This is a genomic window from Comamonas sp. CMM03, from assembly GCF_019218715.1.
Lineage (GTDB): Bacteria > Pseudomonadota > Gammaproteobacteria > Burkholderiales > Burkholderiaceae_C > Comamonas > Comamonas terrigena.
On record NZ_JAHUXB010000004.1, the window covers coordinates 200,848 to 226,479 of the forward strand.

Genomic DNA, 25,632 nt, shown 5'->3' on the forward strand with positions numbered 1-25,632 from the left:
GAGTGAGAGGGACCATGCGCACCAATTTGCCAATCACGGAAAAAGAGTACGACTTCTCGAGTGATGAACTGCTGATGTCCACCACGGACAACAAAGGCCAGATCACCCACTGCAACACCGCCTTCCTGCGCGTGAGCGGTTTCACCATGGACGAGCTGATGGGCCAGCCCCACAACATGGTGCGCCATCCGCACATGCCGCCCGAAGCGTTCAAGGACATGTGGAGCACGATCGGCAATGGCCGCAACTGGAGCGGTCTGGTCAAGAACCGGCGCAAGAATGGCGATTTCTACTGGGTGCGCGCCCATGTCACGCCCATCGTGGTGAATGGCAAGCCGCGGGGCTATATGTCGGTGCGCACCAAGCCGTCGCGCGAGGAGGTGCATGCGGCGCAGGCGCTGTACGCCAGGATCCAGGCCGAGCGCGAAGCCGGTATCAAAACCTTTGTGTTGCACGCCGGTCAGGTGCGTCCCACGGGCTGGCGCGACTATGTGGGCAGGCTGCAGCGTGCCTCCTTCACCCAGCGCTTGGCGGCCATGCTGCTGCTCACGCTGGTGGCGGCCATGCTGCCGGGCTTCATGGGCTGGACGGCTCCGTGGCAGCAGGGACTGCAGCTGGCGGTGGTGGCCGTGCTGTCGGCGGCCATGCTGTTTCGCTTTCACCGGCGGCTCACGGCCGCCGTGCAGGAAGCCAATGACCTGGCGCGCGATATTGCAGGCTGCAACCTGGCCAACGATCTGCCGCCGCTCAGCGGTCGCCACCCCATGGCCCTGCTGATGGAGCGGCTGCACCAGATCCACATCAATCTGCGGGCCGTGGTGGGGGATGCGCGGCATGAGATCCATGGCTTCGGGGACCTTGCCAACTCCGTTGCCCAGGGGGCCAGCCAGCTGTCTGCGCGCACCGAGCAGCAGGCCTGCAGCCTGGAGGAAACGGCCGCGGCCATGGAACAGCTGTCCAGCACGGTGCGCCAGTCTGCCGAGACGGCCGAGCAGGTGATGAAGGTCAGCGAACAGAGCGCATCCTTGGCGCGGCAAGGTGGTGAGGCAGTGTCCAAGGTGGGGGAAGTGGTGCAGCGCATCGAGCATTCCTCGCACAAGATGGGGCAGATCATCACCACCATCGAGGGCATTGCGTTCCAGACCAATATCCTGGCGCTGAATGCGGCGGTGGAGGCGGCGCGTGCCGGGGAGCAGGGGCGCGGCTTTGCGGTGGTGGCTTCCGAAGTGCGCGCGCTGGCGCAGCGCAGTGCGGAAGCGGCAGGGGAGATCCGCGGGCTGATCGGGGAGTCCAAGTCGCAGATTGCGCTGGGTGCGGAACAGATGCTGCAGGCCAGCCAGACCATCGGTGAGGTGGTCACGTCGGTGGCCCATGTCAACGGCCTGATGGGCCAGATCGGTGGTGCCACACGAGAGCAGTCCACGGGCATCTCCCAGGTGAACGATGCGGTCACCGACCTCGATCGTTCCACGCAGGACAATGCCCGCATGGTGGACGAGTCGGCCAAATCCGCGCGTGAAATGAGCGAGAACGCGGCCGTGCTGGGCCGCACGCTGGATGTGTTCCGTCTGCCTGGGGCGTCGTCGTCACAGCAGCATGCAGCGGCACCGGTGGCGCCTGCGAGCATGCCGGGCGCGGTGCCTGGCGTGGGCATGCCTGCACGCTTGCGCGTACCGGCCATGCATTGAATTGCAGGGTGTTCAACTGCTTGTGCACGGGATGCAGAAACATATTCCTTGTGCGATGATCCCGTGTGAATAAAAAACCGCTGCAGCTCTGGGAGGAGCTGCAGCGGTTTTGTCATGCGCCGTCAGGCGCGGACATGCCGGAGGAACCCACTGCCCATGCGCACCAATCTACCCGTTACCCAGAACAACTACGACTACCCCGGGGATGAGCTGCTGGTCTCCATCACCAACACCAAGGGGGAGATCACCCACTGCAATTCAGCATTCGTGCGAGTGAGCGGGTACACCTATGAAGAGCTGCTGGGCCAGCCGCACAACCTGATCCGCCATCCCGACATGCCTGCGGCAGCGTTCCAGGATCTGTGGCGCACGATTGCCCATGGCTATCCGTGGACCGCCCTGGTCAAGAACCGGCGCAAGAACGGGGACCATTACTGGGTGCGGGCCAATGTCACGCCCATCATGGAGGCGGGCAAGCCCAGAGGCTATCTGTCGGTCCGTACCAAACCAGCAGCGGCCGAAGTGGCCGCGGCCGAGGCGCTCTATGCGCAGATGCGCAGCGATGCGGCACAAGGGCAGGAGAGCTTCCGTCTGCGCGGCGGCCAGTTGCGGCACAAGGGCCTGCGCGGCCTGTGGGAGCGGTCCAGGGATGTGGGTGCCGTGGTGCGCATGGTCAGCATGTTGCTGCTGCTCACCGTGGTGGTCATGCTGCCTGACATGCTGGGGTGGCAGGGTGTCAGCGCCTGGGCCAGCCGCGTAGGCGCCATGGTGCTGGGCGGAGCTTGGATCTGCCAGCATTTCTACGACCGCTGCGTGCGTGGCCTGGAGCAGGCCAGTCGCTTTGCCGCAGACATTGCCAGCTGCAACCTGACCACGACCTACGAGAACGGCTTCCCCGGTGACATGGGGGCATTGATGCAGCGCCTGCAGCAGATCCAGATCAATCTGCGGGCGGTGGTGGGCGATGTGCGCGCGGAGGTGAAAGGCTTTGCGAACACGGCACAGGAAATCGCGCACGGCAGCCTGGATCTGGCCGCCCGCACGGAATCGCAGTCCAGCAATCTGCAGGAGACGGCAGCCTCGATGGAGGAGATCGCTGGCACCGTGGCCCAGACGGCGGACATGGCCCAGTCCATGGAACGCGAAAGCACTGCCAGCAAGGGCGTGGCACGCCGTAGCGGCAGCGCCATTCTGGAAGTGGGCACGGCCATGGAGCATATCCGCGGCTCTTCCACGCGCATGAGCGAGATCATCGGCGTCATCGAGAGCATTGCCTTCCAGACCAATCTGCTGGCCTTGAATGCGGCGGTCGAGGCGGCGCGGGCGGGCGAGCAGGGCCGTGGTTTTGCCGTGGTGGCGGGCGAGGTGCGGGCGCTGGCCCAGCGCAGCGCGGAAGCGGCCAAGGAAATCAGCGTGCTGATCCACCGCACGGTCGATGGCATCAACGATGGCAACGCCCGCATGGGTGCGGCCGGCCAGACCATCAATGGCATGGTGGAGGCGGTCGAACGGGTCAGCGACATGGTCCACCAGATCAGCATCGCCACGCGGGAGCAGTCCATGGGCATCGCACAGGTGAATGAGGCGGTCGCCCAACTCGATTCCGTGACGCAGCAGAACGCCGCCTTGGTGGAGGAATCCAGCAGCGCAGCGCATTCCCTGCGGCACAGCGCAACCACCTTGGAACGCTCGGTGGACGTGTTCACCATGCGCTGACACCCACGGTACCCGCGCATGCGGTGCGCGGTATCCGGAGGGATGTTGCGAAAAGGCAGCCTTTTGGCTGCCTTTTTTCTGTCTCATCTGCGCGCGCCGCCGGTGTTTTGTCAGCGGTCTTAGGTAGCATGGGGGGATGAATCTCCTGCTGAGCTCACTGGCCGTCGTGGCCTTTGTGGTGCTGGTGTTGCTGCTGTTGGCGCTGTTGGTGCTAATGGTGTATCGGCGCCGGCGTTCGAACGTCTCCAGAAATGCGGTGGGCCAGCAGGCGCACGGTATGGGAGGGCATGCGGGCGCGGACGGCAAGGATGTGCAATTCCGCATGCAGGGAGAGCGCGGCGCGGGCGGGCCCGTGTATGGCGATGTGCTGTGTGGCGATGGGGTGTACCTGCCCAAAGTCTGGGAGTCGGACTACCACACCTCGTTTGACGGCCGCTGGATCCGCACCGGTGCCTATGGCGGCGGCACGCCGTGCCTGATCGACCGCAAGTCGCTGCGCAGCTGGAATCTCACCACCGCCGAAGTCTCGGCGCTGGATAGCGTGCACTGGCGCCTGCCGCGCTGGAGCGAGGTCAGCGCCAACCGGCAGCGCCAGATGGAGGACGGGCAGCAGGTGTTCACGGATGCGGCCTTCGATGAATGGCTGAAGGACAACGTGGAGGGCGCGGCACAGGCCCTGGTGGCGGTGCGCGATCTGTGGGTGCCTGCAGACCAGGTCCCGTCGGAAGACGGACAGCAGGCACCGGCCCTGACCCAGCCGGACGAAACGCCGGTGAAGCTGTCCATGCAGCGCCACTGGCCGGCATCGTTGCGCACCCAGCGCCGGCCGCTGGAGCCGGTGCTGCGTCCGCGCTGGAAGCTGCTGTTCGGTGAAACGCCCCAGCCCTGGGCGGTGGACGAGCACACCGAGCTGGTGTGGCGCGAGGACGGGCAGGCGTTCGCCTTTTACGGCACGTCGGCCGCGGAAAGTGAACAGATGCCGGACACGGCACTGATTGTCTGGAGTGCGCAGCATGGCTGGCTGCACTGGGATGCCCCGGCGCCAGCGGACCGCAAGTCCTGGCGCATCGGCATCTCCGTGGCGGGCGATGCCTCGGTGACCAAGTCCGTGGTGCCTGTGCTGCGCTGGGATGGCGACACCCTGCTGCAGCGCATGGAAGTCGACACCCCCGAACTGGAGCGTCTGCACGACGGCCAGCAGATCCACAGTGCCATGGACGGGGTCGACGGCTGTGTCACGCACAGCCGTGACGGCCGTGTGCGGCTGCAGAAGATTCCGCGCACCATGTTCCTGTGGCGCAGGCATCTGGCCAAGCCCGAGCTGTGGCAGGCTTACAGCGCCCCGGTGGCAGGCAAGCCGCTGTGCTGGACCCTGGTGAAGGAAGCGGCCGATGAAACCGGCGCCACCCCCGCCTACCAGCTGGAATGGGGCGAAAGCCGCCTGTCCGGTCTGTGGGAGCTGGAGCATGTGGTGGTCCAGGGCCGCTGGGCCGTGCTGCTGCAGCATGGTGCGTCGCCGCTGCGGGGCGAGAAAAATACCGTACAGATCTGGGATGGTGCCCAGCTGCAGACTTTGAGCCTGCCCTGGCCCGTGGCGCGGCTGCGCCCGGTGCCGTCGTCGAGCGGAAACACCGCACCGCGGGTGCAACTGCTGGCCATTGCGGCCTGCGCAGCCAGCAATGGCTCGGACCCCAGCACCGGTCTGTGGCGCTGGCACCTGCAGCCGCCCACCGCCAACTTCCTGGGCCGTGCCGGCTGGGAGGCTTGCTATGCGGTGCGCGATGCCGCGCCGGACGCGCTGGGCCACTGGCATGTGCAGCCCGGCTGGCGTGAGGTGGAACAGATCCAGCACCCGTGTGCCGACGGCGACTATGTGTGGCGCCAGCAGAAGGCGGGTGAGGTGATGTGGTGGTTTGGCGGCCTGCACAAGGAAGCCAACAACCAGTGGAGCCCGGATCTGCCGCGCGGTGAAGGTGTGGCGGTGACGCGCCATGGTGCCGTGCTGTGCGGCACCGGCCCCAGCGCCTGCCCGCACCCGGGCGGTGAAGGCTGGGTGGTGCTGGAGCTGGTGGCGCGCAGCGAGCACGAACCCCACCACTGGAAGCTGCACTGGTTGCAGCCGGCCATGCACGAAGTGCACACCCTGGCATTGCGTGCCTACCTGCCCATGCTGCAAAGCTGGGATGGTGTGGGCCTGCACTGGTACGAAGGCGAGCCCACGGTGGATGGAGCTGCCGCCGACACGGGTGCGGCGCCCAAGGCCAAGGGGCCGGAGCTGCAGACGGTGAGCTGGTCGCAGTGGATAGACGCCAAGGTCGAGGTGCTCTACGAAGGCCCTGAAGGCCTGTGGATGCGCAAGGAAGACATGCGTTACGCCGAGAACATCCTGGCGCGCGATGACTGGCCCTGGAAACGCATCAAGACGGCCGCTGCGGCCCAGATCTAGCGCTCCAATCACTCCATCTGACGCCGCTGCACCCGCGTGGCGCAGCCGGCATGCAAAAAACCCATCTCCTGCCTGGCAGGAGATGGGTTTTGTCGTTGTGGTGGCCCGGGTTTACTGGCGTGCCGTGCGCAGGGCAACCGGCATGGCACTGGGGTGGCTGGTGCGGAAGGGATTGATGTCCAGGCCGCCGCGGCGTGTGTAGCGCGCATAGACGCTGAGCTTGACCGGCTGGCACTGGCGCCAGATGTCGGTGAACATGCGTTCCACGCACTGCTCGTGGAACTCGTTGTGGTTGCGAAAGCTCACGATGTACTGCAGCAGCCGTTCCTGGTCGATGGCCGGGCCGGTGTAGGCAATCTGCACGCTGCCCCAGTCCGGCTGACCGGTGACCAGGCAGTTGCTCTTGAGCAGGTGGCTGACCAGGGTTTCGCTGATGGGAGGGGTCTCGGTATCGGCGCGCAGCAGTTCGGGGCGGGGCTGGTAGTCGGTGCATTCCACATCCAGGCGGTCCAGCTCCAGGCCTTGCAGTTCCTGGACTTTCTGCGTGGCAAAGGCTTCGGGCAGCACCAGGCGCACGCCCACGGTGGCGCTGTGCTCGGCGCCGCGCCAGACGGCTTCGCTGACATCGGCACGCAGGCGGGCCAGCACCTCATCGGCACTGGCAAAACGGCTGTTGTTGAAGCTGTTCAGGTACAGCTTGAACGACTTGCTCTCGATGATGTGGGGCGTTTCGCAGGGGATGGTGAAGTGCACCAGCGCCACCTGGGGCTTGCCGCGCAGGTTCAGCCAGGACAGCTCATAGCCCGTCCACAGGTCGGCGCCAAAGAAGGGCAACTGGCTGCCGATGCCGATTTCCGTGCGCTTGGTGGCGCGGGGTAGGGGAAAGAGCAGGCTGGCGTCGTACTGGTCGGCGTAGGCCGAGGGCTTGCCCAATTGGGATTGTTCGGGAGTGCTCATAAAAAATAGCTGTCCATGCGCCCCGGGATCGGCGCCGGAGCGGAAATTTCACAGTCTGGTGGCGATGGGGTCAGTGGAACTCGCGTTCGCGCAGCCACTTGGTGGCGATCCATTTCTCGCCACGCAGCACCGGATCGCCGCCGTGCAGCGTCAGTGTATGGGCTTGGGGCTGGGCATAGCTGAAGAAGACCGCATTGCCCTTGCGCGGCTGGATGCGCAGCCGGGCTTCGGGGAAGGAGGTGCCGCCGCCTTCCTCGGGATCGTTCAGGTAGATCACGATCGTGCCCACGCGCTGGCCGCCCCGGCGCACGATGGTGGCCGTGCCGGGCTCGGCCGGGTCGAAGTAGTCGTGGTGGGGCTTGTACTCCGCCCCGGGGCCGTAGTGCAGCACCTGCAGGCCCTCCCCGTTTTCCAGCGGCCACTGCAGCAACCTGGCCAGGCGCGCTTCCAGCCGGGCCACTTCAGGGGTCTGGCCGCGCACGAAGAACATGCCCTGGCTGGTGCGGTCGGCATTGATCTCTTCGCTGCCGGTACGGGTCTCCACGGTGCGCGAGCGTGCCATCTGGGGGCGCGCCGCGGCCACGATGGCATCGCACTCGTCTGCACTGAGCAGGTTGCCAAACAGCACGATGCGGGGGTGCTCCAGTGCCATCAGCACATGCACGGCACGGTCGCCCACATCGATGTCGGTGGGACTGCGGCGCAGGTCGGGCTCCGGAATCGGCGGGGCAGCCTGGGGCGCGGGGGCACTGCGCCAGCGCACCACCTGCGCAAAGGCCTGGCGGGCCACCGCATCGGACCAGCCGGTGTCGCGCAGCGACTGCAGCAGCGTGGCCTCCTTTTGACCGGCCTGCAGCTGCTGGTCCAGCCAGCGCAGCAGATCGGGCGTGGAGCCGGGCACCATGGCGCTCAGGCTTTCCAGGGTGGTGGGGGCTGCACGCTCGGGCATAGGGGCTCTCCGTGGTCAGGTTCCAGAAGGGGCGGTACGGCGGAAGACCCAGCGGTCGGGCTGCGAGACTTCCGGTGCATAAGCATAGCCTTCGGCGTCGAACTGTTGAAGCTGGGCCGGACGGGTGAGGCGGTGTTCGATCGCATAGCGTGCCATCAGCCCGCGTGCGCGCTTGGCATGGAAGCTGATGATCTTGTACTTGCCGCCCTTGAAGTCTTCGAACACGCATTCGATGACGCGGGCCTTCAGGTGCGCCAGGTCCACCGCCTTGAAATATTCCTGCGATGCCAGGTTGACGACCACGGGAGTCTTGGCGTCCTTCTGGCGCGCGTTCAGATGCTCGGCGATGCGCGTTCCCCAGTAGTGGTAGAGGTTGCGGCCCTGGTCGGTGGCCAGGCGGGTTCCCATTTCCAGGCGGTAGGGCTGCATCCAGTCCAGCGGGCGCAGCACGCCATACAGGCCGCTGAGGATGCACAGGTGCTCCTGTGCCCACTGCAGATCCTGGGTGGACAGGGTCCGGGCCTGCAGGCCTTCGTACACATCGCCATTGAAGGCCAGCACGGCCTGGCGGGCATTGCCGGCGGTGAATTCCGGGCTCCAGGCGGCGTAGCGCGCCACATTCAGTGCCGCCAGCTTGTCGCTGATGGACATCAGGCTGGCCACCTCCTGTGGTGCCAGCTCCCGCAGCACATCGATCAGCGCCTGGGACTGGGGGATGAACTGCGGCAGCGTGTGCGGCAACCGGTCAGGCAGGGGGGTGTCGTAATCCAGCGACTTGGCGGGCGAGAGCAAAAACAGCATGGCAAACAAAACGGAGGCTGGAGTGCAAACAGGGGCCACATGGGCCCCTGTTGTCTTGCGGTGCGATCAGGCAGCGGTGGCGCTGTCTTCGCGTTCAAACGGCAGCGTCATGGCCGCCAGGTCTTTGCGGGTCTCGACCAGGATCAGCGGACCCTCGTCGAGCACCACCACCGGCGGCCGCTCGCGCGGAACGTGCACGGGCTTGGGCTCGGCCGCGATGGCCGCCTGCACGGCAGCGATCTTGTCGGCATCGGAGTTGATCCACTGCAGACCCGAGGCTGCTGCAATCTGCTGCAGCGTATCCAGCGGCAGCTGGTACTGGCCGATGCGGGGCATGCGGCTGGCCGGTTCGGCCGCCACCACAGGCGCTGCCACCGGTGCCGGAGCCGCCACGGGTGCGGCTGCGACCACGGGCGCGGCGGCCGGTGTGGTCGGTGCAGCAGCGGTCTCGACCGGTGCGGCAGCTTCGGCCACGTTCTCCACCGCATCGACGGCCGCAGCAGCAGGTGCAGCAGCGCGTTCGAAGTAGCTGCGGCGGGCCGGAGCGGAGTCGTCAGCGGCGGCATCCACGGGGGCGGCGGATTCGACCTGCGGGGCTTCCGCGGTCAGAGGCTGGGCTGCCACTGCGGCTTCGGCCTCTTCGCTCACTTCGCCTTCGGCGGCGGCATCGCGGCCACGGCCACGGCGGTCGCGGCCATAGCGGTCACGCGAGCGGCGTTGGCGTGGTGCGCCGTCCTCGCCCACCGCGGCGGCCGAGGGCTCGCCATCTTGCGGCACGGCGGTGGCAGCGTTGTCCAGCACGTCGGCGGCAGAGGCTTCAGGGGCCACAGCCGGGGCGCGTTCGCGGCGGCCTTCGCCGCGTTCTGCGCGCTCGCCACGTTGGCGGCCTTCGCCACGCTCACCGCGCTCGCGGCGGGGGCTGCGTTCGCTGCGTGCGGGCTCGGCACCGGCTTCCAGGCTCACGCCTTCGACCAGGTTCTGTGCAGCACCTTCCTGGGCCGACAGGCGTTGCTCGGCATCGCGGCGTTCGCCACGCTCTGCACGCTCACCGCGTTCGCGGCGCGGTGCGCGCTCGGTGCGCTCTCCGTCCTGCGGGCGGTTGGCACGGGCTTCGCCGTTGCGTTCGTTGCGGCGGCCGTTGCCATTGCCGTTGCGCTCGCCACGGCCTTCACCGGCTTCGCTGCGTTCACCGCGTTCGCCACGGTTGCCACCGCGTTCGTTGCGGCGGCCACGGCCTTCGCCGGTGCGACCGTCGCGGCGGGGCTCACGCTGGCCTTCGGGCTTGGCGGCCGGGGCGGCTTCCGTGGCCGGTTGGGCTGCCGGAGCGCTAAAACCGAACAGGCTCTTGAGCCAGGAGAAGAAGCCTTGCTCGCGCACTTCGGGCTTGGCCGCCGGCGCTGCCGTGGCAGCAGCCGGGCGCTGGCCTGCGGTGCGGCTGGCAGCGGGGGCGCGGGGTTCGGCCACCGGTGCCGGCACATCGGGCAGCACGCCCTTGATGATGGGGGTCTGCTTGTTGGTGGGCTCTTGCGAGCGGCGGGTGACCTTGGTCTGGTCTTCCACCACATCGGCCAGCTTGTAGCTGGAGTCCAGGTCTTCCAGACGCGCGTCGTCGTGCTTCAGGCGGTCCAGCTTGTAGTGCGGCGTCTCCAGCGTCTTGTTGGGGACGAGCATCACCGACACGCGCTGCTTGAGCTCGATCTTGGTGATTTCGGTGCGCTTTTCGTTCAGCAGGAAGGAGGCCACTTCCACAGGCACCTGACAGTGCACGGCGGCCGTGTTGTCCTTCATGGACTCTTCCTGGATGATGCGCAGAATCTGCAGCGCCGAGCTTTCGGTGTCGCGGATATGGCCGGAACCGCTGCAGCGCGGGCAGTTGATGTGGGCACCTTCGCTCAGGGCGGGCTTCAGGCGCTGGCGGCTCATTTCCATCAGGCCGAACTTGCTGATGGTGCCGAACTGGACGCGGGCACGGTCCTGGCGCAGGGCGTCGCGCAGGCGGTTTTCCACTTCGCGGCGGTTCTTCGACTCTTCCATGTCGATGAAGTCGATCACGATCAAACCGCCCAGGTCGCGCAGTCGCATCTGGCGGGCCACTTCGTCGGCGGCTTCCAGGTTGGTGCGGGTCGCGGTTTCTTCGATGTCGCCGCCCTTGATGGCGCGGGCCGAGTTCACGTCCACCGACACCAGTGCTTCGGTGTGGTCGATGACGATGGCGCCACCGGAAGGCAGTTGCACGGTGCGCGAGTAGGCCGATTCGATCTGGTGCTCGATCTGGAAGCGGCTGAACAGCGGCGCGTCGTCGCGGTAGCGCTTCACGCGGGCGGCATGTTCCGGCATCACGTGGGCCATGAACTGCTGGGCCTGCTCGTAAATGTCATCGGTGTCGATCAGGATGTCGCCGATGTCATTGTTGAAATAGTCGCGGATGGCGCGGATCACCAGGCTGGATTCCTGGTAGATCAGGAAAGCGCCCTTGCCCGACTTGGCGGCGCCGTCGACGGCGCTCCACAGCTTGAGCAGGTAGTTCAGGTCCCACTGCAGCTCGGGCGCGGTGCGGCCGATGCCGGCGGTGCGCGCAATGATCGACATACCCTTGGGGTACTCGAGCTGGTCCATGGCTTCCTTGAGCTCGGCCCGGTCATCGCCCTCGATGCGGCGCGACACGCCACCGCCACGGGGGTTGTTGGGCATCAGCACCACATAGCGGCCGGCCAGCGAGATGAAGGTGGTCAGGGCGGCGCCCTTGTTGCCGCGCTCTTCCTTTTCGACCTGGACGATCAGTTCCTGGCCTTCACGGATCACATCGTTGATGCGGGCCTGGCTGGGCGATACGCCTTCGGCAAAGTACTGCTTGGAGATTTCCTTGAAGGGCAGGAAGCCGTGGCGGTCTTCACCGTAGTCCACGAAGCAGGCTTCCAGGGAGGGTTCGACGCGGGTGACAACGGCCTTGTAGATATTGCCCTTGCGCTGTTCGCGGCCTTCGATCTCGATCTCGTAGTCGAGCAGTTTCTGGCCGTCCACAATGGCCAAGCGGCGTTCTTCAGGCTGCGTCGCGTTAATCAGCATCCGTTTCATGATGCGTTTCCTTTTCGTGAGGGGCGGGCAGTGGCAGCGATACGCTGCTTCACCGCGACGCCCCTGATTTTTTGCAATCAAAGACAGGCTCTGCTGGAGCCGTGATACCTGACTGACGCGCCGAAACGAAAAGGAAGGGAATCGCCTGAGGCCTGGTTGCAACTGTGCCGAATCAGGTCAGCAAAGGTGGCAAGGGCAGGGGGCAGGGAGCGAGACGCGCATACAGCAGCGGCCGCTGTGTGCGGTCCGAGCCAGAGGCGACAAAAGACGGTGGGCGGCTTTTCACGGGGGCAGCAACGCTCCGCACCGGCACGTGCCGTTGCGTGATGCTCACCAGCCAGGAAAGAAAAGCCCACATGCTCGCTATACGTTTAATCGGCGGGTGGTGTGCAGAGCACCGTGCTCCAAACAGCACCACCAGCGTGAAGATTCCGTTCAGTGTTTCAATGCGTCAACCAGCCAGGTGGTGCGCCACTCCGTCAGGCCTGTCAGCCTGGAAATCATGGGCGCGACACCTGTGGCATCGACCTTCCTGCACGGGGGAAATGGCTGGCTGGACTAAACTCCATCAAAATCAACCACTTATAAATAAGTCGCGCAGGTGAAACACATTATAGAGGGCAAACCGGCCACCGACCGTTCCCCACAGCAAGTACAGGCGGCCGTGCGACTGATCGAGGTCGACGAGGAATCGGCAGGCCAGCGTCTGGACAACTTCCTGATGCGCCACCTCAAAGGCGTGCCCAAGACCCATGTCTACCGCATCATTCGCAGCGGCGAGGTCCGCATCAACAAGGGCCGTTGTGCGGCCGATACACGGGTGCAGACGGGGGATGTGGTGCGGCTGCCACCGGTGCGCGTGTCCGACAAGGTGCAGGAAAAGGCCGAGCGCCCGGCACCGGCACGGGAATTTCCCATCCTGCTGGAAGACGAGCACCTGATCGCCATCGACAAGCCGGCCGGCGTGGCCGTGCACGGCGGCTCGGGCGTCAGTTTTGGCGTGATCGAGCAATTGCGCCAGGCCCGGCCGGAGGCCAAGTTTTTGGAGTTGGTGCACCGCTTGGATCGCGAAACCTCGGGCATCTTGCTGGTGGCCAAGAAGCGCTCGGCGCTGACCAAGCTGCAAGACCAGTTCCGGGAACGCGAAACCGGCAAGACCTACCTGGCCCTGGTGGCGGGCAGCTGGCCGGGCAACAAGAAGGTGATTGACACCCCGCTGCGCAAATACCTGTTGCCGGATGGCGAGCGCCGCGTGCGCACCACCACGGTCGACGATCCGGATGCCATGCGGGCGCTGACCCTGGTCAAAGTGCGCAGCCAGCTCGAGGCACGCAGCCTGCAGGGCCTGCCGGCCATGAGCTTGCTGGAAGTGACCATCAAGACCGGTCGTACCCACCAGATCCGGGTGCACCTGGCCTCGCAAGGCCACGGCATCGTGGGGGATGAGAAATACGGGGACTTCGATCTGAATCGCCGTCTGCCCAAGCAGGGGCTCAAACGCATGTTCCTGCATGCCTGGCGGCTGCAGTTCAACCACCCGGCCACCGACGAGCGCATCGAGTTGCGGGCAGAATTGCCCGAAGAGCTGGCCGAGTTTGTGGCCTGAAAGCACGCATGAGCACTGTGGATTCTTCTGTGCGGCCCCGCCGCTTTGATCTGATTGCCTTCGACTGGGATGGCACCTTGTTCGACTCCACCGCCGCCATCACCCGCAGCATCCAGGCTGCGGTGCGCGATGTGGGGGGAACGGTGCCGTCGGACGCCCAGGCGTCCTATGTGATCGGGATGGCGCTGATGCCAGCGCTGGCCCATGCGGCGCCCGATGTGCCGCAGGACAAATACCCGGAGCTGGCCAACCGCTACCGCTACCACTATCTGCAGCAACAGGAGCAGGTGACGTTGTTCGATGGTGTGCTGCCCCTGCTGCAGGCGCTGCGGGAGCGCCACCACTGGCTGGCCGTGGCCACGGGCAAGAGCCGCAGGGGGCTGAACGAGGCCCTGGCCACGGTGGATCTGAAAGGTGTGTTCGATGGCTCGCGCACGGCCGATGAAACGGCCGGCAAGCCCCACCCCCTGATGCTGCAGGAGCTGATGGCCGAATTCGGGGTGGCGCCGGACCGGCTGCTGATGATTGGCGATACCACGCACGACCTGGAAATGGCCCGCAACGCCGGCTGTGCCAGCCTGGCGGTGGCCTATGGCGCCCACGGCAGCGAAGGCTTTGCGCCCCTGGGGCCCTTGCATGTCGCGCAGACGGTAGCGGATCTGCACGCCTGGCTGCTGGCCCACGCCTGATGCCAGCTTTGTCCCTATAGTGGCGGCATGACCCTGCCGCCCGACACTGCCATTGCCCTGTGCGCCAGCACCGATCTGCAGGAGCGGGGGCGCGGGGTGTCGTTTGATGTGGTTTTTTCGGGACAGACCTGCCGAGGTTTTGCGATTCGTTACAACGGCGTGGTCTATGGCTATCTGAACCGCTGTGCCCACATCCCCATGGAAATGGACCATGAGGCCGACCGCTTTCTCGACGACAGTGGCGAATGGCTGCTGTGCTCCACCCATGGCGCGGTGTATGAACCCCATACCGGGCTGTGCGCGGGTGGGCCCTGCCGCGGCGGCCGTCTGGTGCCGATCGCACTGAGCGAGAGCGACGGGGTGGTGCACTGGCATACTGCCCACAACCTGCAACCTATCGAGTTTTGAGATGAGTTCACCGCAGACGCCCGGTACACCGGGTTCCGACCCTTCTTCCGCACTGCCCGGCCAAGACCTGTGGGCGCGCGCTGCCGTCCCCGAGACGCCGACCGCATCCGCTGCGGCAGCCCAGGCCCAGCCACCGGGCTGGGAGCGCGATCTGCTGGAAAAGCTGGCCTTTGCCTCGCTCAACGAGCAGCGCAGCGCCCGCCGCTGGCGCCTGTTCTGGCGCTTTTCCTGGCTGATTCTGGGGCTGGCACTGCTGTGGGCGCTGCTGTCCAAGGAGGTGTCGACGGCCGCCGTGTCCGGTCCGCACACCGCCGTGGTGGATATCAAGGGTGAAATCGCCTCGGGGGCCGACGCCAGTGCCGAATTCGTCATCGCCGCCATGCGCAGCGCGCTGGAGGACCAGGGTGCCCAGGCTCTGGTGCTGCTGATCAACTCGCCGGGCGGCAGTCCGGTGCAGGCCGGCATGATCACCGACGAGATCGTGCGCCTCAAGGCCATCCACCAGAAGCCGATTTACGCGGTGGTCGAGGAAAGCTGCGCTTCGGCGGCCTACTACATCGCCTCGGCGGCGGATGAGATTTTTGTCGACAAGGCCAGCATCGTCGGCAGCATCGGCGTGCTGATGGACGGCTTCGGTTTCACCGAAGTGATGCAGAAGGTCGGTGTGGAGCGCCGCCTGCTGACGGCAGGCGAGAACAAGGGCTTCCTCGACCCCTTCAGCCCGCTGACCGAGAAGCAGCGCGGGTTTGCGGAAACCATGCTGGGCCAGATCCACCAGCAGTTCATCGACGTGGTCAAGCGCGGGCGCGGTGACCGCCTGAAGGTGACCGATGAGACCTTCAGCGGCCTGTTCTGGACCGGCCAGCAAGCCATTGACCTGGGACTGGCCGACAAGCTGGGCAGCCTGGACTATGTGGCGCGCGAGATCGTCAAGGCCGAAGAGGTGATCGACTACACGCGCCGCGACAACATTGCCGAACGTCTGGCCAAGCGCTTTGGCGCCGCCATTGGCGGTGGTGCGGTGAGTGCGGTGCGCGGCATGGCGCCGGCCATCCGCTGACAGCCCAAGCCCGCTTCAATCCCCTTTCAATACAGAAGCGCCTTCAGCGCCGTCTGCCAAGGTTTCCAGGCATCGTGCCTGGAAATTCCTGTGCAGCGGGCGGAAGGCGCTTGGTGTTTCTGGGGGCGGCTGCGCCGCCTATTGCTTATTGCCTATTGCCCCAGGGCAAACACCACCGGGGTGTGCTTGTCGGGCACGCGGTCCAGCTTTTTCCAGTCGCGCACGGTTTTGGACTGCACGCTGGCGCTCTCCAGCGTCAGGCCGCTGGCCACCACCAGGCGGGTGGCGGGCTGCAGGCTTTGCAGCAAAGCCTGCCACAGGGCGGGGTTGCGATAGGGTGTCTCGATGAACAACTGGGCCTGGTTCAGGCGCTGGCTCAGGCCCTCCAGTTCCTTGATGCGCTGGGCACGCGGTGCGGCATCCTGGGGCAGGTAGCCCACAAAGGCAAAGTTCTGGCCGTTCAGGCCGCTGGCGGCCAGGCTCAGCAGCAGCGACACCGGGCCGATCAGCGGCACCACGGTGATGCCCAGGTCGTGGGCGGCGCGCACGATGGAGCTGCCAGGGTCGGCCACGGCTGGCATGCCGGCTTCGCTGACCAGTCCCATGTCGTGGCCGGCCAGCGCCGGTGCCAGCAGGGCCTTGGCGTCAAACTGGGCACTGCCTTTGCCGCCGTGGTCGCCTTTTTTATGGGCTTCCCGCGGGAGTTCCTGGATCGCCTGGGACTGCAGCGGGGCCGCCAGGGGGAACAGGGCGTCCACCCGCTTCAGGTAGGCGCGGCAGCTTTTGGCGTTTTCGCTCACCCAGTGGGTCAGGCGGGCGGCCGTGCGCAGCGTCAGCTCGGGCAGCACGTCGGTCAGCGGGCTCTGGCTGTCGCAGCCAAAATCCAGGGGTGCGGGCACCAAATACAGGCGCCCCGGGGTGGTGGTGGCGCTCATGGCAGCACCAGCCCGGCAGCACGCAGCATGCGGCAGGTGCGGATCAGCGGCAGGCCGATCAGCGCGGTGGGGTCATCGCTGTCAATCGCGTCCAGCAGGCTGATGCCCAGGCCTTCGCTCTTGGCGCTGCCGGCGCAGTCATACGGTTTTTCGGCCAGCAGATAGCGTTCGATCTCGGCGTCCGTCAGATCGCGAAAGCGCACGCCCACCTCGGCGATATCGCTGTGCACCATGCCGGTGGCCTGGCAGACCACGGCCAGGGCGGTGTAAAAGCGCACGGTCTGGCCGCGCATCTGGCGCAGCTGGGCCACGGCGCGTTCGTGTGTCAGCGGTTTGCCCAAGGGCTGGCCGTTCAGGTCAGCCACCTGGTCGGAGCCGATGACGACGGCCTCGGGGTGCTGCTGGGCCACGGCATGGGCCTTGGCCAGTGCCAGGCGCAGCGACAGGTCGCGCGAGGCTTCGCCGGGGCGGGGCGTCTCGTCCACATCGGGCGAGGCGGTGGTGAAAGGGTATTGCAGGCGCTCCAGCAGCTCGCGGCGGTAGCGCGAGGTGGAGCCCAGGATCAGCGAGCGGGCCACAGGGGCGGAAGAAGCGGTGGATTCAGGCATGCAAGGATTCTCTTACACTGCCGCCATGAGCAAGGATTTCTCTCCGGATCACCTTGATGTGAAGGCGTTTGCCCAGGCAGGCGCCACACTGACAGGCAGCGATCCGCTGTCACGATATACACGACTGGCCCAGGACGCCGAAGGCCCGGTGGACGGGTTGCAGGTGGATTGGCGCGCCGAAGGCGAATTGCGCGCCGAATCCGGTGGTGCCAGCCATCTGTGGCTGCACCTGACGGTCGAGGCCGGCCTGCCGCTGACCTGCCAGCGCTGCCTGCAGCTGGACCGCATGCCGCTGCAGGTGGACCGTTCCTTCCGCTTTGTGGCGGACGAGGCCACGGCCGAAGCCCTGGACGACGAAGCCGAGGAAGATCTGCTGGCGCTGAGCCGCGACTTCGATCTGCGTGCGTTGATCGAGGACGAGCTGCTGATGGCGCTGCCTCTGGTGCCGCGCCACGAGGTCTGCCCGCAGGAGCTGCCCATGCAGTCCAGCGACGCCGACTTCGAGCAGGCCAGCGAGGAAAAGCCCAACCCGTTTGCGGTGTTGCAAGGCTTGCGCAAGAATGGCGCCCCGGACTGACTGGAGGTTTTCTCCATTCAGAAGCCTGCGCTGCTGCAGCGATCTTCGATCGGCAGCGTGGCCTGCCCAAGACACTGGTTATTCATTGCATAACGCTGTTGATAACGTTTGCGCTATACTCTAGGGCTTCGCGCGAAACCCCCTCGTGTCTTTAATGGGCTGATCGCGTATTTTTAGGGCATGCGTCTGTACGCAGGCCATGTCACCAACCCTTTTCAGACTCAGGAGCCATCATGGCTGTTCAGCAAAACAAAAAGTCTCCTTCCAAGCGCGGCATGCACCGTTCGCACAACGCACTGAATGTGCCTGGTATCGCAGTGGAAGCCACCACCGGTGAAACCCACCTGCGCCACCACATCAGCCCCAACGGCGTGTACCGCGGCCGTCAGGTGCTGAAGAACAAGTCCGAAGCCTAAACTAGCGTCTCGGACCCCCGCAAGGCCCGTCGCTACTTCTGGTAGCACGGGCTTTTGCGTTTTTTGAACACGCCCTGGCGTGTGACGGTTTCGGTCTGCCGCTCAGGCCTGCGCACCTTTCCTTCATGATCACTTTGGCAGTTGACTGCATGGGTGGCGATCACGGCCCCCGTGTCACGCTGGCCGCATGCCGCCAGTTTCTGGATTCCCACTCCGATGCCCAGCTGTTGCTGGTGGGGCGTGCGGAGAGTCTGCAGTCGTTTGCGCACCCCCGTGCCACGGTGGTGGGTGCCAGCGAAGTGGTGGGCATGGACGACCCGGTGGAGGTGGCGCTGCGCAAGAAGAAGGATTCTTCGATGCGCGTGGCCATCCAGCAGGTCAAGGATGGCATCGCCCAGGCGGCCGTGTCGGCCGGCAACACCGGTGCGCTGATGGCCGTGTCGCGCTACCTGCTCAAGACCCTGGAAGGCATCGACCGCCCGGCCATCGCCACCCAGATGCCCAATGAAAAAGGCGGCGCCACCACGGTGCTGGACCTGGGTGCCAATGTGGACTGCACGCCCGAGCACCTGCTGCAGTTTGCCGTCATGGGCACCGCCCTGGTGAGCGCATTGAACGAGAGCGCTTCCGGTGGCGAGCCGTCGGTGGGCTTGCTCAATATTGGTGAAGAAGCCATCAAGGGCAATGAAACCATCAAGCGCGCCGGCGAATTGCTGCGTGCGGCCGGCGAGGCCAAGGCCCTGAATTTCTACGGCAACGTAGAAGGTAACGACATTTACAAAGGGCCGGTGGACATCGTGGTGTGTGACGGCTTTGTGGGAAATGTGGCCCTGAAGGCCAGCGAAGGCGTGGCCAGCATGATCGTGGGTGGCTTGAAGTCTGAATTCAAGCGCAACATCTTCACGAAATTTGCCGCCATCATGGCCTATCCCGTGCTATCTGCGCTGATGAAGCGTATGGATCACCGTCGATACAATGGGGCGGCCCTGTTGGGCTTGCGTGGCCTGGTGTTCAAAAGCCATGGCTCGGCCGATGCGATCGCTTTTGAGCACGCGCTCAATCGTGCGTATGATGCGGCCCGCAACAACCTGCTTGACCGTGTCCGGGCCCGGATTGCGACTGCGGCCCCTTTGCTGGTGCCTGCCGTTGCTGCGCCAGCCGCTGGAACCACGGGCAGCCCTGAGTGAGCCTCCGCATGACACGTTACGCACGCATTACCGGCACCGGCAGCTACCTGCCTCCCCGCCGCCTGACCAACAACGACTTGGCGGCGGAGCTGGCCCAGCGCGGTATTGAAACCTCGGACGAATGGATCGTCGAGCGCACGGGCATCCATGCCCGCCACTTTGCCGCTCCCGATGTGGGCAGCAGCGATCTGGCGCTGGAAGCCAGCCGCAATGCGCTGGAAGCCGCAGGCATCACGGCGCAGGACCTGGATCTGATCATCGTCGCCACGTCCACCCCGGACATGGTGTTCCCCTCGACGGCGGCCATCCTGCAGCACAAGCTGGGCATCACCAATGGCTGCCCCGCGTTCGACGTACAGGCCGTGTGCAGCGGCTTTGTCTATGCATTGACCGTGGCCGACGCCATGATCCGTTCGGGCTCTGCCCGGCGCGTGCTGGTGGTGGGCGCGGAAGTGTTCAGCCGCATCCTGAATTTCAACGACCGCACCACCTGCGTGCTGTTTGGCGACGGCGCCGGCGCCGTGGTGGTGGAAGCCTCCGAAGAGCCCGGCATCCTGGCCAGCGATCTGCACGCCGACGGCAGCCATGTGGGCATTTTGTGCGTGCCCGGCCATGTGTCGGGTGGCGAGGTCCTGGGTTCGCCCATGCTGACCATGGACGGCCAGGCCGTCTTCAAGCTGGCCGTGGGCGTGCTGGAAAAAGCCGCCCGTGCCACGCTGGACAAGGCCGGCATGACGGACGCCGACATCGACTGGCTGATCCCGCACCAGGCCAATATCCGCATCATGCAAAGCACGGCCCGCAAGCTGAAGCTGCCCATGGAGAAGGTGGTGGTCACGGTGGGTGAGCACGGCAACACCTCGGCGGCGTCGATTCCGCTGGCCCTGGACCATGCCGTGCGCAACGGTCAGGTGCAAAAAGGCCAGAACGTCCTGCTCGAAGGCGTGGGCGGCGGTTTCACCTGGGGTGCAGTACTCCTGAAAATGTAGTGTTCGGTGCGCTCCATGAGCGCACCAGAGCCTGTTTTACCCCTTTTGAGTGACCAACACATGACGCAATTTGCATTCGTCTTTCCCGGCCAGGGCTCGCAGTCCGTGGGCATGCTGGACGCCTGGGGCGACCACCCGGTGGTGGCCCAGACGCTGAAGGAAGCCTCTGACGCCATGGGTGAAGACGTGGGCGCCCTGATCCACAGCGGCCCCAAGGAAGCGCTGGCCCTGACGACCAACACCCAGCCCGTGATGCTGGTGGCCGCCGTGGCCGCTTGGCGCGTGTGGCGTGCCGAAGGTGGCGCGCTGCCTGCCGCCGTAGCCGGCCATTCCCTGGGCGAGTATTCCGCCTTGGTGGCGTCCGGCGTGCTGACGCTGGGCCAGGCTGCTCCGCTGGTGCGCCTGCGCGCCGCGGCCATGCAGGAAGCCGTGCCCGTGGGCGTGGGCGCCATGGCCGCCGTGCTGGGTCTGGAGGCTGACAAGGTCAAGGCCGTCTGCGCTGAAGTGACAGCCCAGCTCGGCGGTGCCGAGGTGGTGGAGGCGGTGAACTTCAACGATCCCGGTCAGACCGTGATCGCCGGCTCCAAGGCTGCCGTGGAAGCCGCCAGCGTGGCCGTCAAGGCCGCAGGTGCCAAGCGCGCACTGCCGCTGCCGGTGTCGGCACCGTTCCACTCCAGCCTGATGAAGCCTGCTGCCGAAAAGCTGAAGCTGGCACTGGCTGCGCTGGAACTGCAAGCCCCCCAGATCCCCGTGATCAACAACATCGACGTGACCGTGCAAACGGACGCCGATGCCATTCGCGACGCTCTGTACCGCCAGGCTTTCGGCCCGGTGCGCTGGGTGGAATGCGTGCAGGCCATCAAGGCCCGTGGCATCACCACCCTGGTGGAGTGCGGCCCCGGCAAGGTGCTGGCCGGCATGACCAAGCGCATTGATGCGGAATTGGCGGGCGTTGCCCTGTATGACCCTGCCACACTGGCAGAAGTGAAGGAATTGCTCGCATGACAGAGACGACCACCCCCGGCCAAGTGGCCCTGGTGACCGGTGCCACCCGCGGCATTGGCGCTGCCATTGCCCAGGAACTGGCCGCCCGCGGCTACACCGTGATCGGAACCGCTACCTCGGACGACGGCGCAGCCCGCATCAGCGCGGCCCTGGCCCCTCTGGGCGGCCGTGGCGTGAAGCTGGATGTGAATGACGCTGCTGGCGTGGACGCGCTGGTGGACGACATCGCCAAGAACCAGGGCGGCCTGCACGTGCTGGTCAACAATGCCGGCATCACCCGCGACACCCTGGCCATGCGCATGAAGGATGACGATTGGGACGCCGTGGTCGACACCAATCTGAAGGCCGTATTCCGACTCAGCCGCGCGGCTATTCGCCCGATGATGAAGCAGCGTTTCGGCCGCATCATCAGCATCACCAGTGTGGTGGGCGGCATGGGCAATGCCGGTCAGGCCAACTATGCTGCAGCCAAGGCTGGCGTGGCTGGCATGACGCGCGCTCTGGCACGTGAACTGGGTAGCCGCGGTATCACCGTGAACTGCGTGGCCCCCGGCTTCATTGCAACAGATATGACTGCAGTGCTCCCAGAAGAGCAGCAAAAGGCCTTGTCCGCACAGATCCCTCTGGGCAAGCTGGGCCAGCCTTCCGACATTGCAAACGCAGTGGCCTATCTGGCCTCTGCCGGTGCCGGCTATGTGACAGGCCAGGAATTGGCTGTCAATGGCGGCATGTACATGTAAATAACGAAAGTTATGCCGTTTCCTCGCGACGGCAAGCCGGATGAAGGGAGATTCCCTGAACCGGCTAGAATCGCGGGTTCATTCACAACCCCCTGAGGGAAACCATGAGCGATATCGAAGCACGTGTCAAAAAAATCATTGCTGAACAACTCGGCGTTGAAGAGTCCCAAGTGACCAGCGAAAAGGCCTTCGTGGCTGATCTGGGCGCTGACTCCCTGGACACGGTCGAACTGGTGATGGCCCTGGAAGATGAATTCGGCATCGAAATCCCCGATGAAGACGCTGAAAAGATCACGACGGTGCAAAACGCCATCGACTACGCCAACACCCACCAAAAGGGCTAAGCCCTTTTGAGCGCACCGAGCGATAAGAATAAGGTTTGAACGCATGAGCCGTCGTCGCGTTGTCGTGACCGGCCTGGGTTGCATCAGTCCCGTGGGTAACACGGTTGCTGAGGCCTGGGCCAATCTTTTGGCCGGCAAGTCCGGCATTGGCCACATCACCAAGTTTGATGCCACGAATTTTTCGTGCCGCATCGCAGGTGAGGTCAAGGGATTCAACGTGGAGGATTACATGAGCGCCAAGGATGCGCGCTCCATGGACACCTTCATTCACTATGGCATCGCGGCTGCGGAACAGGCTGTGAAGGATGCGGGTCTGCCTACGGGCGAGGCCTTGTCCGACGACCTTGCGACCCGCATCGGTTGCGTGCTCGGGTCCGGTATCGGGGGCTTGCCCCTGATCGAGAACACTCAGATTGAGCTCTCGAACCGGGGTCCCCGACGCATCACCCCATTTTTCGTGCCCGCTTCCATCATCAACATGGTGGCTGGACACGTTTCCATGCGCTTTGGCTTCAAGGGTCCGAACCTGTCCGTGGTGACAGCGTGCACGACCGGCCTGCACTGCATCGGCGAAGCCGGGCGCATGATCGAGTACGGCGACGCCGACATCGTGGTGGCCGGTGGTACCGAAGCCACGGTGTCCCCGCTGGGCGTGGGCGGCTTTGCTGCCATGCGTGCCCTGTCGACCCGCAATGACGATCCCACTGCAGCTTCTCGTCCCTGGGACAAGGACCGCGACGGCTTCGTGCTGGGTGAGGGCGCTGGCGTGCTGGTGCTGGAAGAGTATGAACACGCCAAGGCCCGTGGCGCCAAGATCTACGCAGAGCTGAGCGGCTACGGCATGAGTGCCGATGCCGGCCACATGACGGCTCCCAATATGGACGGCCCGCGCCGCGCCATGTTGAACGCCATGCGCAATGCCGGTGTGAATCCGGACCAGATCAACTATCTGAACGCCCACGGCACCTCGACCCCTCTGGGCGACCAGAACGAAAGCAATGCCATCAAGGCAGCGCTGGGCGATGCCGCGTTCAAGACCGTGGTCAGCTCCACCAAGTCCATGACCGGCCACTTGCTGGGCGGTGCGGGCGGTGTGGAAAGCGTGTTCACCGTGATGGCGCTGCACGATCAGAAGATCCCGCCGACCATCAACCTGGACAACCAGGATCCCGGCTGCGATCTGGACTACTGCGCCAATGTGGCACGCGATGCCAAGATCGATGTGGCCCTGAAGAACAACTTCGGCTTTGGTGGTACCAACGGCTCGCTGATCTTCAAGCGCATCTGACCGTATTGATGACAGTCCCTGGCGTCCGGGAGCTCCGCTCCTGAAACGCCCATCACCCGCAGGCCGATCAAACGGCTCTGCGGGTTTTGTTTTTGTGGTGCTGCCGTGGCATGGTCGACACCATGCCTTCTGCACACCATCTGCCGCCTGCCGTGCGCTACCCCGTGGAGCGCCACCGGCTGCCCGGCTACCTCGGAGGCCTGCTGTGGCTGCTGGCGGGTGCCGTGCTGCTGGCCTGGTGGCGGTACAGTGCGCCCCAGCCCGCCGCCGTGCGGGGGGCGGCGGTCCTGCTGTGGCTGGCCGCCGGCGGGGCCCAGTTGCACGCCTGGCGTGCCGCACCACGCGGGATGCTGCAATGGGATGGCGGTGCCTGGTGGTGGCAGGCCCAGGGGGAAGCGGAGCCCCAGCCGCTGGAGGTCCTGGAGCTGCGCATCGATCTGCAAACCGTCGTGTTGCTGGCCTGGCGCGGTACGGGCGGCCGCTGGCAGCATGCCTGGCTGCTGCAGCGCAGCGTACCCTGGCGTTGGGGGGATTGGCGGCGTGCGGTATATTCGGCGGCCACCGTGTTCCGCCAGACGGAGTCTGCGGTCTGACCTTTCCCCCGCTGCATGAGCCCCCACGTCGCACCTCCTCCCGCACCTTCTGACACCGATCTGCAACTGGTGGAGCGCACGGTAGCGGGCGACCAGCGGGCCTATGAGCTGCTGGTGCTCAAGTACCAGCGCCGCATCGAGCGCCTGATTGCGCGCATGGTGCGCGACACCGATCTGGTCCAGGACATCGCCCAGGAAACCTTTCTGCGCGCCTACCGGGCCCTGCACCAGTTCCGGGGCGAGGCACAGTTCTACACCTGGCTGTACCGGATTGCGGTGAACACGGCCAAGAAGGCGCTGCTGGACATGAAGCGCAATCCGGTGGTCACCGAGAGCGCGTTACAAACCTCCGATGACGAGGATGAAACTTCTCGGCCCGGAAACGAACCAATCAACGAGGAGACTCCCGAGACGGTGCTGGCGGCGCAGGAAATTGCAGCTGCCGTGAACGCCGCGATGGATGCTTTGCCCGAGGATTTGCGCCAGGCGGTCACGCTGCGCGAGATCGAGGGGCTGAGCTACGAAGAAATTGCCACTGTCATGGGTTGTCCCATCGGAACCGTGCGTTCGCGCATCTTCCGAGCCCGCGAGGCCATCTCCGCACGCGTCAAGCCGCTGCTGGAGCGCCAATCGGGCAAGCGGTGGTGAGGGTGGTGTTGAACACATGGCAGGCGCGAGCCCAAGTGAGCAGGTAACCCCATGACGGACGATCTGAAAAACAAGGAATTGCTGTCGGCGCTGGTCGACGGCGAGCTGTATGGCGATGAACTGAGCCAAGCAGTGGCGTGGGCCGAAGAAGGCGAAGGCCATGCCAGCTGGCAGCTCTACCATCTGGTGGGCGATGTGCTGCGCTCGCCTGAGCTGGCCCACCACAGCCACCACGATCTGCTGAGCGGTCTACGTGCCCAGCTGGCCCAGGAGCCACCGCTGTCGCTGCAACCCGCCGCGCTGGAGCAGCTGGCACCGGCCCAGCTGCCCATGACCTCGGCCGTGCAGAGCCTGGTGCGTGATCCCGTGGCCAATGCCTCGGTGTTCCGCTGGAAGGTGGCCGCCGGCTTTGCCTCCGTGGCAGCCGTGGCCGCCATGGGCTGGAATCTGGTGGTGGTGCCGGCCGGCACCGGCAGCCAGCTGGCCCAGGCGCCGGCCGCCAGCCAGGCCAGCGTGCAGCTGGCACAGGGCACGCCCGGAGCCCCGATGATGTCTGTCCCTCAGACCGATGGCTCGGTGATTGCCGTGGCCACCGGCAATGGCTCGGAAGTGATTCTGCGCGACCCGCGTCTGGACGAGCTGCTGGCCGCGCACCGCCAGTTCGGCAGCAAGGCATCGCTGCAGATGCCGGCCGATTTCCTGCGCAATGCCAGCTTCGCCAGCACACCGGTGCCGGCGGCCAACCGCCATTGATCTGCCGGGGCAGATGGGTGTTGCTTGTGTTTTGATAGCTTCCTGCGCTGATGCAGAGGGCTTTTCAAACTAGAAATCCGATACAGAACATGAAATGAGCGCCCAAGGCGCTCATTTTTTTGTGCATGCGGCCCACAGCGTCCACGGCGCTTCG

The 25,632-nt window shown here is 65.3% G+C and carries 24 protein-coding genes; 18 read left to right on the forward strand and 6 right to left on the reverse strand.

Annotation, left to right across the window (positions count from 1 at the left end):
- Window positions 1-14 precede the first annotated feature (14 nt).
- The 3 genes from KW830_RS14790 to KW830_RS14800 all read left to right on the forward strand — a co-directional run bounded on the left by KW830_RS14790 (window position 15) and on the right by KW830_RS14800 (window position 5,850).
- Window positions 15-1,688, forward strand: coding sequence for a methyl-accepting chemotaxis protein (locus KW830_RS14790; protein ID WP_218333582.1), 1,674 nt, complete (start codon window positions 15-17; stop codon window positions 1,686-1,688).
- Window positions 1,689-1,844: 156 nt separating this feature from the next.
- Window positions 1,845-3,404, forward strand: coding sequence for a PAS domain-containing methyl-accepting chemotaxis protein (locus KW830_RS14795; RefSeq protein WP_218333583.1), 1,560 nt, complete (start codon window positions 1,845-1,847; stop codon window positions 3,402-3,404).
- 136 nt (window positions 3,405-3,540) lie between these two features.
- Entirely contained in the window at window positions 3,541-5,850 is a 2,310-nt protein-coding gene (locus KW830_RS14800) for a hypothetical protein (protein WP_218333584.1), read from the forward strand.
- A gap of 111 nt (window positions 5,851-5,961) precedes the next feature.
- Here KW830_RS14800 and queF read toward each other — a convergent pair whose 3' ends face one another.
- From queF to KW830_RS14820, 4 genes are all read right to left on the reverse strand, one after another.
- The gene (queF, locus tag KW830_RS14805) at window positions 5,962-6,807 is read right to left on the reverse strand and encodes an NADPH-dependent 7-cyano-7-deazaguanine reductase QueF (RefSeq protein WP_218333585.1); all 846 of its coding nucleotides are present in this window, start codon (window positions 6,805-6,807) and stop codon (window positions 5,962-5,964) included.
- A 70-nt stretch (window positions 6,808-6,877) separates the two neighbouring features.
- Entirely contained in the window at window positions 6,878-7,756 is an 879-nt protein-coding gene (locus tag KW830_RS14810) for a 2OG-Fe(II) oxygenase (protein ID WP_066537189.1), read from the reverse strand.
- A gap of 15 nt (window positions 7,757-7,771) precedes the next feature.
- Window positions 7,772-8,557 carry a peroxide stress protein YaaA gene (gene yaaA / locus KW830_RS14815; RefSeq protein ID WP_218333586.1) on the reverse strand — a complete coding sequence of 262 codons (786 nt, stop codon included), beginning with the start codon at window positions 8,555-8,557 and terminating at the stop codon, window positions 7,772-7,774.
- A gap of 66 nt (window positions 8,558-8,623) precedes the next feature.
- A complete protein-coding gene (locus KW830_RS14820; RefSeq protein WP_218333587.1) occupies window positions 8,624-11,632 on the reverse strand; it encodes an Rne/Rng family ribonuclease in 3,009 nt (1,002 codons plus the stop codon).
- A gap of 601 nt (window positions 11,633-12,233) precedes the next feature.
- On the opposite strand from KW830_RS14820, the gene KW830_RS14825 reads away from it, so the two are divergent.
- Genes KW830_RS14825 through KW830_RS14840 form a run of 4 tightly spaced genes read left to right on the forward strand, consistent with a single transcriptional unit; the run spans window position 12,234 to window position 15,395 of the window.
- On the forward strand, window positions 12,234-13,238 hold the full coding sequence (locus tag KW830_RS14825) for an RluA family pseudouridine synthase (protein ID WP_066537183.1): 1,005 nt from the start codon (window positions 12,234-12,236) through the stop codon (window positions 13,236-13,238).
- Window positions 13,239-13,246: 8 nt separating this feature from the next.
- Window positions 13,247-13,927 (forward strand): HAD family hydrolase, encoded by a 681-nt coding sequence (locus tag KW830_RS14830; protein WP_066537180.1) that lies wholly within the window; start codon window positions 13,247-13,249, stop codon window positions 13,925-13,927.
- A gap of 27 nt (window positions 13,928-13,954) precedes the next feature.
- On the forward strand, window positions 13,955-14,335 hold the full coding sequence (locus tag KW830_RS14835; RefSeq protein WP_066537177.1) for a Rieske 2Fe-2S domain-containing protein: 381 nt from the start codon (window positions 13,955-13,957) through the stop codon (window positions 14,333-14,335).
- A gap of 1 nt (window position 14,336) precedes the next feature.
- Window positions 14,337-15,395, forward strand: a complete 1,059-nt coding sequence (locus tag KW830_RS14840; RefSeq protein ID WP_218333588.1) for a S49 family peptidase — start codon at window positions 14,337-14,339, stop codon at window positions 15,393-15,395.
- 152 nt (window positions 15,396-15,547) lie between these two features.
- Here the strand turns inward: KW830_RS14840 and KW830_RS14845 are convergent, their stop codons facing one another.
- Both KW830_RS14845 and KW830_RS14850 read right to left on the reverse strand, forming a co-directional pair.
- Window positions 15,548-16,330 (reverse strand): SAM-dependent methyltransferase, encoded by a 783-nt coding sequence (locus tag KW830_RS14845; protein ID WP_066537172.1) that lies wholly within the window; start codon window positions 16,328-16,330, stop codon window positions 15,548-15,550.
- Window positions 16,327-16,938: a Maf family nucleotide pyrophosphatase gene (locus KW830_RS14850; protein ID WP_218333589.1), complete on the reverse strand. Its 612-nt coding sequence runs from the start codon at window positions 16,936-16,938 to the stop codon at window positions 16,327-16,329. Before KW830_RS14850 ends, KW830_RS14845 begins: the two co-directional genes overlap by 4 nt.
- Window positions 16,939-16,963: 25 nt before the next feature.
- Here KW830_RS14850 and KW830_RS14855 point away from each other — a divergent pair, with 25 nt between their 5' ends.
- From KW830_RS14855 to KW830_RS14905, 11 genes are all read left to right on the forward strand, one after another.
- On the forward strand, window positions 16,964-17,515 hold the full coding sequence (locus KW830_RS14855; RefSeq protein ID WP_066537168.1) for a DUF177 domain-containing protein: 552 nt from the start codon (window positions 16,964-16,966) through the stop codon (window positions 17,513-17,515).
- A 233-nt stretch (window positions 17,516-17,748) separates the two neighbouring features.
- Complete coding sequence (rpmF, locus tag KW830_RS14860) at window positions 17,749-17,931, forward strand: 50S ribosomal protein L32 (protein ID WP_003058062.1); 183 nt, start codon at window positions 17,749-17,751, stop codon at window positions 17,929-17,931.
- Between the two features lie 125 nt (window positions 17,932-18,056).
- Window positions 18,057-19,118 (forward strand): phosphate acyltransferase PlsX, encoded by a 1,062-nt coding sequence (gene plsX, locus KW830_RS14865; RefSeq protein ID WP_066537165.1) that lies wholly within the window; start codon window positions 18,057-18,059, stop codon window positions 19,116-19,118.
- A gap of 8 nt (window positions 19,119-19,126) precedes the next feature.
- The gene (locus tag KW830_RS14870; protein WP_066537162.1) at window positions 19,127-20,107 is read left to right on the forward strand and encodes a beta-ketoacyl-ACP synthase III; all 981 of its coding nucleotides are present in this window, start codon (window positions 19,127-19,129) and stop codon (window positions 20,105-20,107) included.
- 60 nt (window positions 20,108-20,167) lie between these two features.
- Window positions 20,168-21,112, forward strand: coding sequence for an ACP S-malonyltransferase (gene fabD / locus KW830_RS14875; protein ID WP_218333590.1), 945 nt, complete (start codon window positions 20,168-20,170; stop codon window positions 21,110-21,112).
- Window positions 21,109-21,852: a 3-oxoacyl-ACP reductase FabG gene (gene fabG / locus KW830_RS14880; protein WP_066537156.1), complete on the forward strand. Its 744-nt coding sequence runs from the start codon at window positions 21,109-21,111 to the stop codon at window positions 21,850-21,852. Before fabD ends, fabG begins: the two co-directional genes overlap by 4 nt.
- Window positions 21,853-21,956: 104 nt before the next feature.
- On the forward strand, window positions 21,957-22,196 hold the full coding sequence (gene acpP / locus KW830_RS14885) for an acyl carrier protein (RefSeq protein WP_066537147.1): 240 nt from the start codon (window positions 21,957-21,959) through the stop codon (window positions 22,194-22,196).
- 43 nt (window positions 22,197-22,239) lie between these two features.
- Window positions 22,240-23,484, forward strand: coding sequence for a beta-ketoacyl-ACP synthase II (gene fabF / locus KW830_RS14890; protein ID WP_066537146.1), 1,245 nt, complete (start codon window positions 22,240-22,242; stop codon window positions 23,482-23,484).
- A 122-nt stretch (window positions 23,485-23,606) separates the two neighbouring features.
- Window positions 23,607-24,077 carry a hypothetical protein gene (locus KW830_RS14895; RefSeq protein WP_218333591.1) on the forward strand — a complete coding sequence of 157 codons (471 nt, stop codon included), beginning with the start codon at window positions 23,607-23,609 and terminating at the stop codon, window positions 24,075-24,077.
- A 15-nt stretch (window positions 24,078-24,092) separates the two neighbouring features.
- The gene (rpoE, locus tag KW830_RS14900; protein ID WP_066537142.1) at window positions 24,093-24,725 is read left to right on the forward strand and encodes an RNA polymerase sigma factor RpoE; all 633 of its coding nucleotides are present in this window, start codon (window positions 24,093-24,095) and stop codon (window positions 24,723-24,725) included.
- 51 nt (window positions 24,726-24,776) lie between these two features.
- Entirely contained in the window at window positions 24,777-25,478 is a 702-nt protein-coding gene (locus KW830_RS14905; protein WP_218333592.1) for a sigma-E factor negative regulatory protein, read from the forward strand.
- The last annotated feature ends 154 nt before the right edge of the window (window positions 25,479-25,632 follow it).